11 protein-coding genes, 4 tRNA genes and 1 pseudogene are annotated in these 19,588 nt (G+C 38.4%); 1 reads left to right on the forward strand and 15 read right to left on the reverse strand.

The window, feature by feature from the left end; translation table 11 throughout:
* Positions 1-184: 184 nt before the first annotated feature.
* The 3 genes and pseudogenes from AOR04_RS06220 to AOR04_RS22125 all read right to left on the reverse strand — a co-directional run.
* Positions 185-2,095 (reverse strand): aminotransferase class V-fold PLP-dependent enzyme, encoded by a 1,911-nt coding sequence (locus tag AOR04_RS06220; protein ID WP_033016109.1) that lies wholly within the window; start codon positions 2,093-2,095, stop codon positions 185-187.
* A gap of 427 nt (positions 2,096-2,522) precedes the next feature.
* Positions 2,523-4,358, reverse strand: a complete 1,836-nt coding sequence (locus AOR04_RS06225) for an SIR2 family protein (RefSeq protein WP_096792789.1) — start codon at positions 4,356-4,358, stop codon at positions 2,523-2,525.
* A gap of 235 nt (positions 4,359-4,593) precedes the next feature.
* Positions 4,594-4,916, reverse strand: a pseudogene (locus AOR04_RS22125) (hypothetical protein); the annotation flags it as partial.
* 150 nt (positions 4,917-5,066) lie between these two features.
* Here AOR04_RS22125 and AOR04_RS06235 point away from each other — a divergent pair.
* Complete coding sequence (locus AOR04_RS06235) at positions 5,067-8,894, forward strand: SIR2 family protein (RefSeq protein WP_232525518.1); 3,828 nt, start codon at positions 5,067-5,069, stop codon at positions 8,892-8,894.
* Between the two features lie 73 nt (positions 8,895-8,967).
* Here AOR04_RS06235 and nth read toward each other — a convergent pair whose 3' ends face one another.
* The 12 genes from nth to AOR04_RS06295 all read right to left on the reverse strand — a co-directional run bounded on the left by nth (position 8,968) and on the right by AOR04_RS06295 (position 18,819).
* Entirely contained in the window at positions 8,968-9,603 is a 636-nt protein-coding gene (gene nth, locus AOR04_RS06240; protein WP_096792790.1) for an endonuclease III, read from the reverse strand.
* A 46-nt stretch (positions 9,604-9,649) separates the two neighbouring features.
* Entirely contained in the window at positions 9,650-10,348 is a 699-nt protein-coding gene (locus tag AOR04_RS06245) for an electron transport complex subunit E (RefSeq protein ID WP_096792791.1), read from the reverse strand.
* Positions 10,345-10,986, reverse strand: a complete 642-nt coding sequence (gene rsxG / locus AOR04_RS06250) for an electron transport complex subunit RsxG (protein ID WP_007379032.1) — start codon at positions 10,984-10,986, stop codon at positions 10,345-10,347. The genes AOR04_RS06245 and rsxG overlap by 4 nt, the downstream gene beginning before the upstream one ends.
* Entirely contained in the window at positions 10,983-12,041 is a 1,059-nt protein-coding gene (gene rsxD, locus AOR04_RS06255; protein WP_096792792.1) for an electron transport complex subunit RsxD, read from the reverse strand. Before rsxD ends, rsxG begins: the two co-directional genes overlap by 4 nt.
* Positions 12,038-14,581, reverse strand: a complete 2,544-nt coding sequence (gene rsxC / locus AOR04_RS06260; protein WP_096792793.1) for an electron transport complex subunit RsxC — start codon at positions 14,579-14,581, stop codon at positions 12,038-12,040. The genes rsxD and rsxC overlap by 4 nt, the downstream gene beginning before the upstream one ends.
* 8 nt (positions 14,582-14,589) lie before the next feature.
* Entirely contained in the window at positions 14,590-15,144 is a 555-nt protein-coding gene (gene rsxB / locus AOR04_RS06265; RefSeq protein ID WP_007379057.1) for an electron transport complex subunit RsxB, read from the reverse strand.
* 1 nt (position 15,145) lies between these two features.
* Positions 15,146-15,727, reverse strand: coding sequence for an electron transport complex subunit RsxA (gene rsxA, locus AOR04_RS06270; protein WP_008134172.1), 582 nt, complete (start codon positions 15,725-15,727; stop codon positions 15,146-15,148).
* A gap of 618 nt (positions 15,728-16,345) precedes the next feature.
* Complete coding sequence (locus tag AOR04_RS06275) at positions 16,346-18,286, reverse strand: EAL domain-containing protein (protein WP_096792794.1); 1,941 nt, start codon at positions 18,284-18,286, stop codon at positions 16,346-16,348.
* 154 nt (positions 18,287-18,440) lie between these two features.
* Positions 18,441-18,517, reverse strand: a tRNA-Asn gene (locus AOR04_RS06280).
* A 29-nt stretch (positions 18,518-18,546) separates the two neighbouring features.
* Positions 18,547-18,623 (reverse strand) — tRNA-Asn (locus tag AOR04_RS06285).
* A gap of 21 nt (positions 18,624-18,644) precedes the next feature.
* Positions 18,645-18,721 (reverse strand) — tRNA-Asn (locus tag AOR04_RS06290).
* Between the two features lie 21 nt (positions 18,722-18,742).
* Positions 18,743-18,819: transfer RNA gene (locus AOR04_RS06295), tRNA-Asn, on the reverse strand.
* Between the last annotated feature and the right edge of the window lie 769 nt (positions 18,820-19,588).

The following is a 19,588-nucleotide window of genomic DNA, read 5'->3' on the forward strand; positions in this document are numbered from 1 at the left end:
ATGACGGTCATAAACGCGAAGTCATAAACATTAATGATATTAAAGTGGAACAACTGTTAATTACGCGCTTGCATTAAATTATCGGTGTAATCTGGAATTATCACTCATACAATAACGCTTCATACAGCAGCAATGTCTTGCGACATTACTGCCCAGCGATAACGATAGTACTAAACGAATACCGTTACTTCTTAACCTTTCCCTTAAGTACATAAATTTCACCATCAAAACTGCCTTGAATTGTCAGCCCTTGGCTTGCCAATTCCTGCAAATATTCAATGTGATCTTCAGTAATATGCTGGCCCGGCACTAAAAGCGGAATACCTGGCGGATATGGGGTAACTAAACCAGCGCAAATGCGGTTGTTACTTTTGCTAATAGGCACCGATTCGCGCTCGCCATAAAAAGCATCGCTTGGAATACAGGCTAGATCGATGGCGGGTAAATTTTCTGGTAAGCGGGCTCTGCGCGTCGATTTCGACAGCTTCACTTTGCCCCCATCTAGCTTTTTCAATGCATTGTACAAACGAATTATTTTCGAACGTGTGCCGCCAAGCGTGAGTAAAACCAAGATAGTGCTGTGCGTATATTTTTCTATTTCTAGACCAATTTCGTCCAGTAAATATTTATGAATATCTTTTAATGAATAAGGTAGCTCACTAATATCAATGAGTATTTTTAATGGGTCGTGGCCCATGTTATCACCGCTAAAGTGCGGAAATATATCCATAAAGTCTTGCTTACCGAGCACTTTAATGTGCTTGAGCGACGCCATCTGTTGTTTAAATTCGTCAACATGATTTAGCAACGCATTGAGCAACTTATAGCCTTCCATCTCTAATTGCTTTTGGCATACATCAAGAGACGCAATAAGCTGATATTTGGGCGATGTGCTGGCGTAGATACTGTAAATATCTCGAAAAAAATCAGCATCAAAATCGGGGTCGTTAATATGGATATAAGACGCCTGAGAAAATGCCGAAACTACTTTGTGTGCGGAATGCGTAATGTAGTCAGCCCCAGCATGTATTGCAGAATAATAGCGAAAGCTAGGATGAAACAAAGAGTATGCAAACCATGCCTCGTCAATAAACACCTTAATACCATATTGATGAGCGTAATCTACGACTTGTTTCAGGTCGCTAAGCAGGCCATCGTAAGTACAGCCGGTAAGCACCAGTAATTTAGCATCAGTATTGTTTTCAATTGCTAACTTTATGTCGGCCAACGACGGTGGCGCGAAAATTCCATATTTTGGATTTAAAATACTCGCCAAATAAATGGGGTAACTGGCAGATTGCAAAATGCCATAGTGGACTGATTTATGACAATTACGGTCAACAATTACTTTATCTCCCTTACGCAGGAGTGTTTGTAAAATAATTTTATTTGAGGTAGACGAACCGTTTGTAACAAAGTAGGTGTGCTTAACTTCAAACGTTGCCGCTGCTGATTCTTGAGCGCGACCAATAGTATTCGTGCTGTCTGACAATGAGCCTAGCGAATCTACCGACACCGACAGGTCGCCAACAAATACATTGCGGCCATAAAACTGATAAAAATCTTTAATATAAGGAGAGTTTCTAAAGCTAGAACCTCCGCTATGACCCGGTGTGTGCCATGAATCGTTTGACTCGCCCACATAACGACGATACGCCGTCCAAAATGGCGTTTCCGAACGGTCGTCAAAATCGTTGATCATATAACCTAAAATTGCTTCAGGGTCAGAAATTACTTCATCTTTAAAGAAAAACGATTCAATTTCTTCTGACTCGTTAACGATTTCCAGCCCTTTGGTGTCGTCGCCAACAACATAAACCGGCAGCTCAAGACGAATAGCCTTTAACTCTTCAATAAAGCGGCTATACATACGCTCACCCACTTTATTGTGCATATCCCAGCTTAGAACCACGGCTTGAATATCACCATCTTCCGCTACATGTTCCAACGCGCGTTTAAGCTCAAGGCATTCAATAATATCGATATGAATATCATCACGCTCAAAGTTAGGAATAGTCTTTGACAGATTCGTTGAAAGCCCTTGTAAAGTGGTTGGGTCTTGCTCAATTATCAAGATACGAAGTAGAGGTAGCATAGAGGTTTTCGCAATAAGATTTATAATGCTCAATAGCATAACCAAAGGAGTGTAACTTGTGAAATTAATACTTTGATAATGTTCTAATAATTGGGCTGTTTCATTGGCTACTACAAATGAGAGGCGCAATGAAATTCATGTGTTTTCTGTTTCCATCGTAAGCAAAAAGATTTTGATCATTATCAACGGTAATATACTTCCTTTTAAGTTTTATACCACTACAGTATAAAAATTATACCTATTTGATGGGCAGTTTTCTGCCAGTGTAGGTCGAATAAGCGAAGTGCCATCCGACACAGTAAAATACCTTGCCAATTATTATCAATATTTTATGTTGTCGAGTGGTTGAAGAGTGCCAGTTGCAGACACTCATAACCTTAGTCACTTGTTAGCTTTGCGCTATTATAACCTGTTAAAGCCATACGAATTACACATTATTTAAAGAGTTTAGTGCAATTAATCGTCGTTCCTTACCTGAGCTGTCACCTAGTGAAATGGCTATCTCTATACTTTTATCTAAATGCATTGCGGCATACTTAAACTCCCTAGACAGCACGAAATACTCGGCAATATTCTCATGCCACTTCCCTTGCCCAATATTATCACCACACTCAATAGCAATAGAAAGAGCGTCATTCATTGCTACAAATGCTTTTTGTAATTTACCTTGACGAAGGTACATAATTCCTAAGTTTCCTGTCCATACACCTATATTGAAAGTATGGTCCATTTTTTTTGCTATATTTAAAGCTTCTTTATAATTGATTTCTGCTTTTTTGTAACAGTTAAAATGATGGAAGTAAATATTCCCCAAATTCCCTATACTCCAACCAACATCTGTAACACTACCAATAACTTTGAATAATTCGGAGGCCTTTAAAAAATGAGTTTCTGCACTCTTATATTTTTCTATTGCTTTATATGAAATACCTATCTCCATATGCACTTTTCCACGAAAAACCATGTCAGATATAGAACAAAGTTTCAAAGATTTTGTTAAATTAAAAAGAGACTCTTCAAAATTACTCTGATTCCTCTCACTTACACCTAAATTCCTTAGATGCAGACTCATCATTTTTTTGTCTTTAATTGATTTTGCTATTTTAAATCCTCGCTCTGAATATAATTTAGCTTGCTTGGGATTAGAAGACGCATAGAGAAACGCTAGATGGTTGAGCGCCATACATTCAATTTCTAGATCGTGTTCTAAGATAGAAATTTTTAAGGATTCTTCATAGTAAGGAATCGCACTTATCTTTTGAGAAGCATTATTTAGTAGTTCACCTGAGATAAAGTATGAAAAAGCATTGGATTTAATGGAGTTAAATTGTAAAGCCCATGATTCGATAAGTTTCGATACTTTATCTTGAAATTCAGTTAACTGCTTATTGGATAAAGCGCAGACCCGCGAGCTAAAATATTTATCCGTTTGATGAGCTAGCTCGTCTATTACAAAATCTGTATTTGCTTGGATTAAAGCCCCTTTTGCATTAGGGTGATAAAATCCTTTAAAATCCCCAAGGTTTTCACTAAAAACCAAGGAGTCTAGTCTGTTCTTTGAATGTTCGTGATTAAGGTGATAAATTTTGTTTTTACAACTACCCCTTTTAAACATTGGGGTTAAGTCAAATACATCTGAGCAACTGTAACCCATAACTAATACTGCTTCATGTTGAACAGATGAAACGAGGTGCTCAACTATTCTCTCTCTTGGTGAAATAGCAGCTTTTTTAGCTACCTTTTCTATGGTTATAACAAGATCTTCTTTTCTTGAGATACAACCATGTATTTTAATTAATACTGGCAGCACACCTTCTAAATCTATCGACATGAAATCACTATCACTTCTAGCCACCAGATAGTCTTTACCTTCTACCATCCCTTCAAATTCAAGAGCTTGCTCTATATGTTCAGTGAAGTTTGTTGTCACTACTGTTTTTATATAGCCACACTTAATGGCTTTTGCAATAATATAATGATTCTTATTTGGTTTTCCAATATTGAATATCTCAAGTAAGTGATCAATGTTGCTATGTTTTCCTAGTATGCTAAAAAACGCTTCAAATGGCATGTTTGACATATTCAATAAAAAATCATTATCTTCAGCTGAAAAAGGTAGTTGGGACAATATTTTTGTCATTATCCCGTGTTCCCCTTTCACTAACGGCACACCCGAATAAAAATCTAAACCAGCTCCAAAAAATATAGCTAATTTACTGTTTTTTATTAAATTTGATATTTCAAAAATATTTTCTGATTTCATAATTATGTCAATAGACTAAAAGTTTAATTGTGGGGGCTAGAAAAGCTAACGAGCCTGTAGATTAACTCGTTTTTTATTTATGAATAAACCATAGCTGAGTTCCTATTTTGGTTCAATCGATTACTGTGTTTTTCATCGAATATAAAAAGCTGGTTTAGTGTTGTTTTAATTGGCGTTTGGAAGAGATTACCGGTGTTTGAGTGGCTTTTATTTAGAGTAAAAAGGCTTCCCCTTCTCAGTGCATTGTGTTTTGCAGCTTTTCTATATTCTGAACAAGACAATACAGTTGCTGCAGCGTCAAGTAAGGCATTCACTTTCATTTGACCTCGTAAGGTCAGTTTGTTCATCCCTTTATTCACCGTAATATACCGCTTTTTATTTAAAGGAAAGCCGGTTCGATACAGCCGAGTCGTTTGCCATTCTTTAATAAACAGCTATCGTCGTCCGATTGGGCTGTCTGTTTTTACTTTCATTTTGTCAACATAGCACAGCTTTTTGTGTGATTCATTATTTATAACAATGCACACTTAATGCTGTTTTTGTTGGCTTTTTTCGCAATAATTAGGATGGGTGTCATCCTAATTTCATACTAATTATGATATTTAATAAAGCGCCTTTATGAATCAGTGAAATAAACATAAAAACTTGATTTATATATATTTAAAATGCATATTGTCGTTAAGTTTGTACGCCAAGGAAGACTAAATTATGAGTATTAAAATTCCAACATCTTTACAAAACCGTATTGCAAATGGAGAGGTCATACCACTAATTGGTGCTGGTGTTTCAATGTCAGTAATTACTAACATGGGTATAACAGCTTTTCCCTCTTGGGAAGAGCTGTTAAATGCAGCGGCTGAAAAACTTGCAGGTGAACTAAAGGAAGATGAATCCACTATCGTTAAACTACAAATTAAAAAGAAAAAATTTCATAATGCTGCTAAGGAAGTAATTGAAGGGCTTCAAGGGAGAGTGTGGTATAACTTCTTAGACTCAAAGTTTAATATAAATTTCGATGAACTCAACGAAACCAGTAAATTATTGCCCCATACTATATGGCAATTGAGTAATCGAGTCGTAACATTGAACTATGACAAAGTTTTATCATGGGGCCATACTCAGCCGGCAAATGTGTGCGCGTTTGATAATGCAAATGGTAGCAAGCTTGCTGAGTTCACAAGAAATGATAGAAGCCAAGATATGTTGTGGCACTTGCATGGCAGAATTGAAGATCCTAAACACATAGTTCTCACACCTAACTCATATCATCGGTTGTATGAAGAGGATGCTGAAGAACACTATGTTGCGGCACTACAAAAATTCAAAGAGTTAATTTCTAACAACACGCTGCTCTTTATTGGTTGCTCTCTTGATGATGCTGAACTACTAGATAAACTTATAAGCGAGAACAAACTTTTTGAAGGCAATACAGGACCTCACTATGCATTAGTATTAGAAGCAGACAGACAAACAATTGAACAAAAGTTACAAGGTAACAACGTTGAATTACTTACATTTAGTGGGTTTGGTCAGCCACTGATTGATGCTGTGCAACAATTGGCCGACTGCAAAGGTGAACAAAAACAAGCAAACCAAGAGGTCGTAGAGTCATTTGAACAAGCCAAAGAGCAGTCCAAACAGTATGATAAAATAAGTGTATATACTGCCTCCCCACTAGATAAACCACTAGCTAGTTCAGATATCGTCGCAAAACTTAAAAAATTTAAATATCCTATTTATCATCAGGCTTTTACAGAACGCAATTTAAGAGAAGGGGATGATTACTCAATTTTATTTTTACTTGCGAAGAAAACAAGCAATGGATTACTAATTGAAGATGATAGTGCTTGTAGTGAGTATATAGCTATTGATGAGTTGCAAGAAAACTTACCTTTAAACGCTAAGTTGACAGTATTAATCACTGACAAGCTACTTAGCGAGCAAGAGTTAGAGCAAGTTGACTTTCCTCTGCTTGTTTTATCACTGTTGAACAAGCAAGGAAGGGATCTAAAAGTTTTAGATAAATTAACTCATCAGTTATTTAAAAACCCTGATACTAAACACTTTATTGATAAACAGGATATTCAGTTGGTAAAGGTTACTAAATCTTTATTAGAATCCCTTAATCCTGAAAATAAACTTCATTGGTCATGTCATCAACCTGTATTGCCTAGAGATATAAATTCGAGTGAGTTACAAGGATTTACTGGCCGACTATCCGATTTAGCGGATATTAGCCAAAAGCTCGCTAAGGCAGCCAATGGGCAAAGACTATTAACAATAAAAGGTAGTGGTGGCTTAGGGAAAACCACGATAGCAAAAAAAGTGGCGTTTGAATTAGCCATTCGCGGGCATTTTGATGGAGGCGTTTATTTTATTGATTGTGAAAATATAACGAGTGCTAATCAACTTGAAATGCACATAGGTGAAGCCTTTAATTTACGCACTGCCGAAGATTTATTTGGCTACTTGGCAAAACATCACGATCAACGTAGCCGATTGTTAATTTTTGATAACTTAGAAAGTTTATTGTATTTAAAAAAAATAGATAAAAATACAAACAAACAAGCTATCGAGCAAGTCAAAGACTTGTTATCACGAACGTTAATTTATTCAAAGGTATTGGTGACATCAAGAGAAAGCGTCAACACAGATTGGGAAGATATTCTCCCCTTTAGGCAAATGGAATCAGAAGAAGCGTTATCTTTATTTAATCACTTAACTAAAAATAGTTACCTCAGTGGGGAAGAACAGGAGTTTGCGCGCAGAAAGGTTTTAGAACCATTACTTAATAATAATCCGTTAGCAATTAAGCTCATTTGTGATGGTATGCCCAAAGGTAAAAGTTTAAAAGAATTGAAGCATGAATTAGAGGAAGATTTTTTTGGTAAGGTCAAAGAAGAAGATTTAATTCTAATGTTTGACGACGAAGTAGACGCTAATATTAATCGTCAAGAATCAATCTATATCTCTATACTCTATTCCTATCAAACACTTACCGATAGCCAAAAACGTGCTTTTGAATCGTTTTCTCTATTTCCCGATGGTATTGATTTAGACACTTTTAAGCATTTAATAATAGAAAGTAAAAAGGCAGATAGAAACCAACAAGTCGACAAGCATAAAAGACCAATGAGTGACAAAGATATTGCAGTGCTCGCGAATAAGTCATTAGTTGAAGATTATAATGGGTTCTATACACTCCAATCGGTTATACAACGATTTGCTCGCTTTCAATTTGAGCAACATATGCTAGAAAAAGATAAGCTGGAACTTTTTAGGCAAGCATTTCGTTTTAATCAGCAGCTTGTTGAGTATATTAACGAACTAAGAGATATAAATAATAAAGCGATTTTTATTTTTTCATCTCTATTCAATAACTTTTTAGCGGCTATTTCTTATGGTGCTAAGAAAAATGTATTGAGAAGTGATGAAGAACTAGAAGACTACTTCCTGATGTTAAGACTCATTTGTGGAATTTCATGTGAATTAAATTTATCCCCTGATTTTTTAGCAACTACTAATTTAATTGATATTAAAGGCTTTGTAACTGAAAAAAATAAAGAGCAAGTAGGACTTACATGGCAAGTTATTGAAATTTCTTCAAAGTATTATAAAGGAGAATTTGCTGACGCTTATAATCAACTAAAAGTTTTAATACCAACCGAGAACTTTATTTCTATTTCTGGGGATATTGCGAAAGGTCAAATGCTTAATGCTATTACTTTGAACGTTGCACGGCATATATACACATTGGAAGGTGATGCTTTTTCCAGTATTTTATATGATATAAACCTTAGTAATAACTACTATAGAAATACAAGCATAGATCTTGCTTGTGTGCAGATAGCTATGAAAGCTGGGTCTCTAATGGCTTTATTGATGACTTTAGTGAAGTTGGATATGTGTTATTTTGAGGCGCAAAGTTATTTAAATGATGGCATAGATCTTAATCAACTTGATAAGGTGATAGATCGGTTACATGAGAGTGAGCACTTACAAAAAGTGAATTTAACTTACATGAAATCTCGCTATACTTATGTAAGTTATGAATCTATAGATAAGTTAGTTAATGTAAACCCTTATACTAGGGGGTTAAAAAAACTCATGTATGCTTTTTCATGCGAACATGAGCTATTTGCCAGTGAAGATAGTAATAGTGAATTGAATCATAGAGTTATTAAATACTATCAATCAGCACTTCCAGACTTAAGCCATATTAAATTTTACTACGTACAAGCTATTTATTTTTATGCTCGATTTTTACAGCAAATAAATAGTCAAGATTTTGAAACAGTCTACGAGCAAGGATTAGAATTAACTAGAAAGCACTATTATCGCTATTGGCAACATAGTTTTCTATTATTGAAGCAACCATCTCTAGGGAGTTATGAACCTGAAGATTACCCACTACCTGGAAACCCCGATATTTCACCATTAATTGAAAAACAAATTAAGTGGATAAAGAAGAGTTATGGCACAAGTTTAAATCCTTTTAACCAAGAACTAGAGGCTTTAAAGGCTATTACTAGTTGAGATTTGGAGATAACTTAAACAATGCGGAGCGCAAATAATGCACCGCATAAATCAATTAAAAATCTTAGAAAAATTAATCTGACGTTTTATCTTTAAACTCACACAAGTCTTCGATAATACAGCTGCCACACTTAGGTTTACGTGCTACGCAGGTGTAACGTCCGTGAAGAATCAACCAATGATGTACGTCTACTTTAAATTCTGCAGGCACTACTTTTTCAAGTTTTTGTTCAACGGCTACAACATCTTTACCCATGGCAAGCTTAGTGCGATTAGAAACACGAAATATATGCGTATCTACTGCTATTACAGGCCAACCAAAGGCGGTATTGAGTACAACATTAGCTGTTTTACGGCCAACGCCTGGTAGGGCTTCTAGGGCTTCACGATTTTCTGGCACTATGCTGTTATGCTCATCTACCAATATTTGGCACATTTTGTAAACGTTGGCCGCTTTTGAATTAAATAGGCCAATGGTTTTAATGTAATCACGCAGTGTATCGTGGCCTATATCTAAAATGGCTTGGGGTGTATTAGCAACAGGGAACAGTTTTCGGGTTGCTTTATTAACACCGACATCGGTTGCTTGTGCTGAAAGAGTTACTGCTACTAGTAACTCAAATGGGCTTGAATATTCAAGCTCTGTAACTGGATGTGGATTATCGTCGCGCAGGCGCGACAGTATTTGGTGACGTTTTTCTTTATTCATGCAACTTAAAACGCATTAGCTTTTGCTAAGTTAATGCGCTTTCCCCTTAAGTTAAGCTAGTAACACGTGCTCGAGGGCCTTTTTCTGCCTCTGGCGGTGCGATTTGTTTTGATTTTATTTGTGCGTCTATTACGTTTTTAGCCGCAATAAGCAGCCCTAGGCCTAAAAATGCGCCGGGTGGCAAAATGGCGAGTAAAAATTGGTTATCAAAGCTAAATACTTCAATGCGTAAGCTTTGTGCCCACGGGCCTAATAATAAGTCGGCGCTGTCGAATAACGTACCTTGGCCAATTAGTTCACGCATTGCGCCTAAAACGACCAGCACAATCATAAAGCCCAAGCCCATCATTAAGCCATCAAAGGCTGATAAGTGAATTGGGTTTTTAGACGCGTAGGCTTCAGCACGGCCAATAATAGCGCAGTTAGTAACAATCAGCGGGATAAAAATCCCTAAAGACTGATAAAGCCCAAATGTATAAGCGTTCATGAGTAACTGCACTATGGTTACAAAGCCTGCAATGATCATAACAAACACCGGAATACGAATATCTTTTGGTACCCAGTTTCTTACTATTGATACACTAATATTAGAGCCGACTAAAACAAGCAGTGTTGCAAGCCCTAGACCCAGTGCATTTGTAATTGTAGAGGTAACAGCTAATAACGGGCAAAGACCTAAAAGCTGCACTAGGGCAGGGTTATTTACCCATACACCTTCTTTATATAAAGTTTTTAATTCGCTCATTTAGTTACCTCTGCACATTTGGCGTTAGGCGCGGCAAAAATAGCATCAAATTCACTCTGTGCGAATAGCACTGCGTTTTTTACTGAGCCAACCACTGCGCGAGGCGTAATGGTGGCTCCTGTGAACTGATCAAATTGTCCCCCGTCTTTTTTAACGGCCCAGCGAGCATCGTCTTCGCCTTGCACTGTTAAACTTTTAAATGTGGTGATCCAAGAGGATTTTTTAACTTCTACCTTATCACCTAAACCAGGGGTTTCTTCGTGTTTAGTGCTGCGCACGCCTGCAATAGTACCATCACTTAAAACGGCCGTTAGCAAGTTAATATCGCCACTGTAACCACTTGGTGTGACATGCCTTACAACAAGAGCAACGGGTTTGTTATTTTTGCGGGCGCGATAAATTATTTGATTAGCATAAGGGCCTAACCGTTCATCTGAAATAATAACGCAATCGGTTGAAAGCGCGTTATCGTAAGTACTCGGGTCAAGCACTTCTTGCAATTGAGACGTTAGGTGTAGCTGTTCTTGTTCGGCAATTTTATCGGCGGTTAATGCATTAATTGACGCAACGAGCCCCGTGGTTACAAGGGCAAATGCCGTTAAAATAGCGCCATTTTTAGCCATTGATGAAATAATCATTTTACTGCTCCATGGCCATAAGTACGTGGTTGCGTGTAGTAGTCAATCAATGGCACTGCAATGTTTAATAACAGTACAGCAAACGCAACGGCATCAGGATAACCACCAAAAGTACGAATTAAATACACTAGTAAGCCAATTAAAGCACCGTAAATTAAACGACCTTTATTAGTTGTTGCGGCTGAGACAGGATCGGTCGCAATAAAGAATGCCCCCATCATAGTGGCACCACTTAATAAGTGAAATATTGTACCAGGCTCAGTTCCTGGCGCTGCAATATAACCAATGGCGCTGCACATAGCTAAGCTTGCAATAAAGCTGACTGGGATATGCCAGTTAATGACTTTTTCTTTAAGTAGGTATAAACCACCGGCTAAAAAGCCTAAATTAACCCACACCCAGCCAAGGCCTGCCCATTCATTAAATAATGATTTTTGCATGCTTTCGGTCACCGTTAAGCCGTGGCCAATATCGGTTTTAATAGTATCAAGAGGTGTTGCCATCGTGATGCCATCAATACCTGCACGGACTTGGTCTAAGCTGTAACCAAGAGAGGTGAAGTCGGTAAATATTATGCGCAGTTGTTCAGTAAATCCAATAACGTTGTTAGATAGTTCAGACACAGGTAACCACGAGGTCATTTGCACCGGAAATGAGACTAATAACAGTACATAGGCTGCCATTGCAGGGTTAAATAAGTTAAACCCTAAGCCGCCATATAATTGTTTAACGATAACAATAGAAAATAAGCAACCAATAATAATTATCCACCACGGGGCTAAAGGCGGAATGCTTAACGCTAATAACACAGCGGTTAGCCACGCACTGCCATCACTTAATGCAGGCCAAATAGGGCGCTTACGCAAAAACATTATGGCCGCTTCAAAAACCGTTACTGCAGTTAATGCCAGTACTAACTGAATGAGCACGCCAGTGCCAAAAAATACAACTTGAGCAATGAGTCCAGGAATACACGCAGCTATAACGGTAAGCATTAATCGCGTTAACGATTTATGACTGTGGTTATGCGGCGAACTGGCCATGGTTAATTTCATGACTGATCATTTCCTTCTTTTTGTAACTTTTTGGCTTTTGCTCGGGCAATAGCGGCAGCAACAGCTGCTTTTTTCTTATCGTCGCTTGATTTAGGTACGTCAGCGTCAATAGAGCTAGATGAATTGTCGGTATTATCGGGTGCGTTTGGTGCTTCTGCATCTTGAAGTGCTTTAGCTGCTTTTTTAGCTTTGGCGCGTGCAATAGCAGCGGCAACGGCGGCTTTTTTGTCATCAACTGGTGCTTCGGTTTGCGGCGCTTCACTAATGGCTGGCTCTGCATTTTCTAATGCTTTAGCTGCTTTTTTAGCTTTGGCGCGTGCAATAGCAGCGGCAACGGCGGCTTTTTTATCATCAACTGGTGCTTCGGTTTGCGGCGCTTCACTAATAGCTGGCTCTGCATCCTCTAGTGCTTTAGCTGCTTTTTTAGCTTTGGCGCGTGCAATAGCAGCGGCAACGGCGGCTTTTTTGTCATCAACTGGTGCATCGCTTTGCGGCGCTTCACTAACGGCAGGCTCTGCATTTTCTAATGCTTTAGCTGCTTTTTTAGCTTTGGCTCGTGCAATAGCAGCGGCAACGGCGGCTTTTTTATCATCAACTGGTGCTTCGGTTTGCGGCGCTTCACTAACGGCAGGCTCTGCATTTTCTAAGGCTTTAGCTGCTTTTTTAGCTTTGGCGCGTGCAATAGCAGCGGCAACGGCGGCTTTTTTGTCATCAACAGGTGCTTCGCTTTGTGGCGCTTCACTAACGACTGGCTCAGTACCTTCATTTGCTTGCGCTGCTTTTTTAGCTTTAGCGCGAGCAATTGCTGCAGCCACTGCTGATTTTTTATCATCAACAGGTGCAGTATCGGCTGATTCATCTGTTTGAGATTTTTGATCTTTATATTTTCTAGCTTGTTCTTTACGTAGTGCGCGTTCTTTTGCGACTTCACTATTATCAGGTTCTAATTCCGCAGATTGATCACCGAGCTTTTTAGCTTTAGCGCGGGCTATAGCGGCAGCAACGGCTGATTTTTCATCGCCATTATCTGATTTGTTTTTAACGCGGGCTAAAGCATCAGCTACTTTTTGTTTTTCGTCAGCCGATTTAGCAGCAGGTTTACGTTTATGGCGGTTTTGTCTTTCTTCTTGCTCGCGATCTAGGCGCTCTTTACGTGCATCAAAACGCTCTTTTGCGCGCTCGGCTTTAATTTTATCAGCCTGTTGTTCTTTAATTTCCACTTTGGCGACACGGTAGTACTGTACAAGTGGGATTTCACTTGGGCAAACATAGGCACATGCGCCACATTCGATACAATCAAATAAATTGTGTTCTTGTAGTTTGTCGTATTCTTTTGACTTAGCAAACCACTGTAATTGCTGTGGCAATAAAGAAGCAGGGCAGGCATCAGCACACGCACTACAGCGTATACAGGCTTTTTCAGGGCCGGGTTCTGCTAGCTCTTTATGATCAGGCGCTAAAATACAGTTAGTTGTTTTAACTATGCCAATCCGCACTGTTGGCAGAGTAAAGCCCATCATCGGGCCGCCCATAACAACGCGTTGCTGTGGTACAGGTGAAAAACCTTGGCAATCAAGTAAATGTTTAATTTCAGTGCCAAGTAGTGCCCATACATTACCTGGTTTATGAATAGTATTACCTGTTACAGTGACTACCCGTTCAATGAGTGGCTTACCTTCGTACACAGCTTGCTGCACGGCAAACAACGTACCTGTGTTTTGTACAAGTACGCCAATGTCAGCCGGTATGCCGGCGCTTGGCACTTCACGATTAGTGAGTAGCTTAATAAGTTGTTTTTCACCACCCGATGGGTAAATAGTCGGGACCGTTTGCACAATTATTTTTTCGCTATGCTCAGCCGCCTTAGTCATAGCAACTATCGCTTCAGGCTTGTTATCTTCAATGCCCACAATACACAACGCTGGATTTAGCAACTGTTGCATGAGTTCAAGGCCTTGAATTACCTCAATTGCATGCTCACGCATTAAGGTATCGTCGGCTGTAATATAGGGTTCACACTCAACCGCATTGACTATCAAAAACTCAATCGGTTGCTTTGTGTCAGCTTTTACATAAGTAGGAAAACCTGCGCCGCCCATACCGCTAATACCGGCTTGATGAATTATATTTACTAGTTCGTCGTGGGTAAGCGTTGTTGGATTATTAATTGGGTTAAGTGCCACCCATTCATCTTTACCATCTGGTTCAATAACAACACTCAGCTCAGGTAATGCAGAAGGATGCGCAGAAGGCATTGGTGCTATATCAGTAACAATACCCGAGCTTGGGGCATGTACAGGCACTGACCAGTTTGCAGCAGGGGAGGTTAGAGCTTGGCCTTTAAGTACACGCTGTCCTTTTTCTACAAGCAGCTTACCGTTTGCGCCTATGTGTTGCTTTAGCGCCACTACGAGCTTATCGGGCAATGGTAGGCGCGTAATGCTAGCACTATTAGAGAGTGATTTTTGTTGTGGTGGGTGTATGCCGCCAGAAAATGGCCAAACAACCCCTTCTTTTATTTGTTCAAGTAACTTATCCACTCAAACCTCTAATCTATTTGTGTAACAGGAATAGCATCTAGCTGCCATTTCCAGTTTTGTTTAGTTTCGGCTACAGGCAGCATATCAATGCAATCTACAGGGCAGGGCTCAACACATAAATCGCAGCCAGTACATTCATCAATTAACACCGTGTGCATTTGGCGAGTCGCGCCTAAAATAGCGTCAACAGGGCAAGCCTGGATGCATTTAGTGCAGCCAATACATTCGTCTTCGCGAATGTAGGCTACCGTTTTTATTGGCTCTGCTTGTTCGCCGCCGGCAAGTGGTTTTTCATCAACTCCCATTAAGCCGGCAAGCTTTTTCATGGTAGCTTCGCCACCCGGTGGGCATTTGTTTATTTCATCGCCATTTGCAATTGCTTCAGCATAGGGGCGACAACCTGGGTAGCCACATTGTCCGCACTGGGTTTGCGGTAAAATGGTGTCTATTTGCTCAACAATGGGATTGCTCTCTACGCGAAATCGTATAGCGGCAAATCCTAAAATCAACCCAAAAACCAGCGCTAACGAGCCAAGCGCAATTAAGGCATAAAACAAGGTCATATTAAAATTTCACTAATCCGGTAAAGCCCATAAACGCCATCGACATCAATCCTGCGGTTATCATGGCAATAGAGGCGCCTTTAAAAGGAGTGGGTACGTCAGCTGCTGCTAAACGTTCACGTAATGCTGCAAATAATACCAGCACTAACGAAAAACCAACCGCAGCGCCAAAACCATACACTGCCGATTGTAAAAATGAGTGATCTTCTTTGATATTCAGTAAAGCGACACCTAATACAGCACAGTTAGTGGTTATAAGTGGTAAAAATATTCCTAATAATCGATATAGGGTTGGGCTGGTTTTACGTACCACCATTTCGGTAAATTGCACCACAACGGCAATTACTAAAATAAAGCTCATTGTGCGCAAAAACTCTATGTCGAGTGGGATTAAAATATACTGATTCACTAAATAACTGGTGACGGAGGCGAGCGTAAGCACGAAAGTGGTAGCCAAAGACATACCAATAGCTGTATCAAGTTTTCCTGATACACCCATAAAAGGACATAAGCCTAAAAATTGTACTAATACAAAGTTATTAACCAGAACAGTACCAATCAATAACAAGACATATTCAGTCATGCGAGCCTCACGCTATAAAAATCCTGTGTATTATCCTTTTTTCTGGTGTGATTAACAACATATGCAGTGATTATCATTTAAATAAACAATATTAATTTAAGGGGTAATAACAAAGATGTAAAAATACTGTGATTCGTATGTAACCTGAGCTCTGGATAATAAATCTATCCCGAGCAAGTAAATTAAGCACTAACTGCGTTGAGTTTACTTGTATATAGGCTGGCTATTAACGTGTAAATTCGCCTTGTTTTCACTGAAAATCTCTGGCTAGAGAAAATAAATTTAAATATCACCATGGCTCAATACGTTAGTAAATCCCTTAGCCAGTGTTCAGGTTATGTAATACCAACCGGCATAAATCTTTGATCAATTTAACGAATTAAATTGCACTATAACGTCGTTAAAAATTTTTATTTAGAGCAACTAGATATAAAAACTTCAGCCTAGTTCTAGCGTAATTTTCTTAACGTTAAACAGACCCCATACATAAGCAGATTGGTATAGTATTCATTTTACTTTGCAGTGTTAGTGGTGCCACCAAATAACTGTACTACGATTTACAAAGCAAAAAAGAGCAACAAGTGCTCTTTTTAAATTAGTCAATGTTGCTTAATTGGTTTAGATATCTTTAGGTTTTTCTATGTAATAACCTTGCACGCCATCTAAGCACAAGGTTTCTATAATATGTTTTTCTTCTTGGCTCTCAACACCTTCGGCAAAAACATTAACACCAATGCGGTGGGCTAAATCGACCATTAAGCGCATAAAGTACTGATTGTTTTTATCATCTTCTAGGCCGCGAGTATAACTGGCATCCATTTTAATAAAGTCAGGTTTTAAATCGCGGAAAAACTTAAATGAGGTTAAACCAACACCAAAACGTTCAACAGTTACACGTGCGCCCACTCGGTGAACCATATCAATAAAGCGCTTACTTGCTTTAATATTTTGTTGTAAGCCGAACTCGCTCACTTCAAAAATAAGTTTTGATGCAATATGAGTATCTTTTAATAAGCGACGCTCTAACCAAATTACAAACTGATCGTTATGAGCGCTTGAAGCTGTGACATTTAAACCAAAATATTTTTCAGAAAGGTTACGACTTTTAACTTTTTCAAGTGATGAATCGATAATTAATTTATCTATATCAACTGCCATACCAAGCTTTTCAGCCATAGCTAAAAATGAAGCTGTAGGCAGGACTTGATTATCTTCTGTTTTAAAGCGAACTTGAATTTCAGCGTATGCTTTAATACTTTTACCAAGCGGCATAATATTTTGCATAACCAAATGAACTCGTTTGGACTCAATAACCTCGTTAATCACTTTACGCCAGTTTTGATTACCAAACCCAGCACTTACATTATTTACAAGATCGGATTCACGCTGTACATGCCATGCATTAATCTGCTTAGACTGCGCCATACTCATCGCATTATCAACAACTGAGAGAAGTTCGCCTAAAGGCTTACCCTTTTCATAACCAACAATACCGGTATTAGCCACAGAGCTTAATTCTTGATTCTGCTGATATTGAGTGAAACGAGATTGTAAGTTTTCGCCAAAGCGTTCGGCTTCTTTAAGTGGTATATGGGGAAGTACAACAGCAAAATCAGAACTATTTAATCTAAATAATTGGCTGCCAGCATACGTGCCACTTATATGTTTAATTATATCAGCCACACCCTTTACGTACTCATCACCTTTTTGATAGCCACGGCTTTGATTTATTGCTTGCAGCTCACTACAGCGAATCATTGCTAATGAGCCAAAAGTACTTTGTTCATTATTTTCAATGTTTTTTTCGTAGTACTCAACAAACATATTACGATTACCTAGCGCGGTAATTACATCTTTATATGCTTCGTGTTTAATATTGAGCGCTTCACTTTGTATATATTCATTCTTCGTTTTAAGAAAGTGCGATAAGCGGTTAAAACTTGGTACTAAATCTTTTCCTAAGCTTTTTAGTTTAGAGCTATCTAGCACTGTTTCTAATTCACCGGCTTGGTTTTGGTTAATATAAACATCGATAACGTCAGAGACGGTCATACTGATACTTTTATTTAGATGATTAAAAATAGATTGCATCAAAATAATAGGAATAATTACTAAAACAGCGGAAATAAAGATAATAATAAAAAGTGATATTTGAAGTTGTTCAGCTAAGTGTTGAATATTAACTGTAAATTCAACTTTTATATCTGCAGCCTTATTTACCGCAAACTGCGGTCGGGCAGAGTTAAAAATAGACTGTATAAAATCTGCAAATAGTGGCAGGTCAATAGGGGAGTTAACTTTAAATACTTCTGCGCCTTGGTAATCTCGTAACGTAAAGCTTGAGAACGTTTTACCATCAGCCAATGATTTTTTTAAATTTTGTACTAAATTATCGTCAAAAGAAAGGTCGTTTATATAGTTGGTAACGCTAGCTTGCGCATTTTTTTGAGCTTCACTTACTGCATTATCAAAGCTTACCGAAATGAAATAGCTTCCAGCTGCAACACATAATAACCAAGAAATTATTTGTATAAAGATAAGTTTTTTAAAGCCAGCCATTTTTTCAGTCTTTTAATAGTTCAAAAGGGAAGGAATGAAATCCTGATTAGTAAATCAGAGCAAATTATTAGCGCGATTTGTTTTTTTATTTATAAAACAGAGGGTAGTGGAATTTAGAATGAATGTCTATCAATGTCTATGAAATTATTAGAATTGGCTCCCCCTCCCCGACTCGAACGGGGGACCTGCGGATTAACAGTCCGTCGCTCTAACCAACTGAGCTAAGGGGGAACTAAAGTAGAAATTTTATTATGATGATTTGGCTCCCCCTCCCCGACTCGAACGGGGGACCTGCGGATTAACAGTCCGTCGCTCTAACCAACTGAGCTAAGGGGGAACTACATCATAAACATAAACTTGGCTCCCCCTCCCCGACTCGAACGGGGGACCTGCGGATTAACAGTCCGTCGCTCTAACCAACTGAGCTAAGGGGGAATCGTTTATGGTTGAAAAACTTGGCTCCCCCTCCCCGACTCGAACGGGGGACCTGCGGATTAACAGTCCGTCGCTCTAACCAACTGAGCTAAGGGGGAAGCGTCTTGCCTTTCAACGGGGCGAAATATTAATGACCGCGCCGCAAAGTGTCAACATATAAAAGTTATAAATTTAAAAAAGGTGGTTATTCGTTGTTTTTATGTTCGATCTGCGTGTTTTGTGACTTCATTTAAAGAACCTTTTAAAAAATAGAGTTACGATTTTAGACGATATGCCTATTTTTGAGATCGCCTTTCTTAGTTCTTTGAGCAAATAAAATACAATGTTAAACCGCTTAGCTGTAAAAAATACGCACAAAATATAAAAAGCAACGTTTGTATTTTTTATTGTTGGTCTGTTTTGTCAAAAAAGTAAAAGCTTTAAATTGATTTTCGATAATCACAGAAGTGAATTATTTTTTACAACTTATATGTACGTGGTGATTATATTGTCAGAGCTCAAAAATAATACAATCAATACGTTGCGTTATACTTTTATTTTTTCACGAGAATATAATCAGGTTAATAAGGCAATTTATATGTCGAGATGGTTTTTGCTCTAAAACCAGAAAAACGCGATAAATTGAATATTTGTAATAAGTCAGATCTGAGTGAAAAAAGCATCACTCTAAAAGCCTTTGTAAATGCGGGCTTGAATGAGTTATCCACGGTTTCTGTGGATAACTCTGTTTATGAAACTTTAAGAACATCAGCGGCACCAGCATTTTAGAGTGCTACAACGATTTCAAGCTTTTAAATCATTATTTTTATTTCATTAAAAAACAACAGGTTACTATTATCAATTTAAATCATCTAACTCGATGAGAGA

It is taken from the genome of Pseudoalteromonas sp. 1_2015MBL_MicDiv, from assembly GCF_002407505.1.
GTDB lineage: Bacteria > Pseudomonadota > Gammaproteobacteria > Enterobacterales > Alteromonadaceae > Pseudoalteromonas > Pseudoalteromonas fuliginea.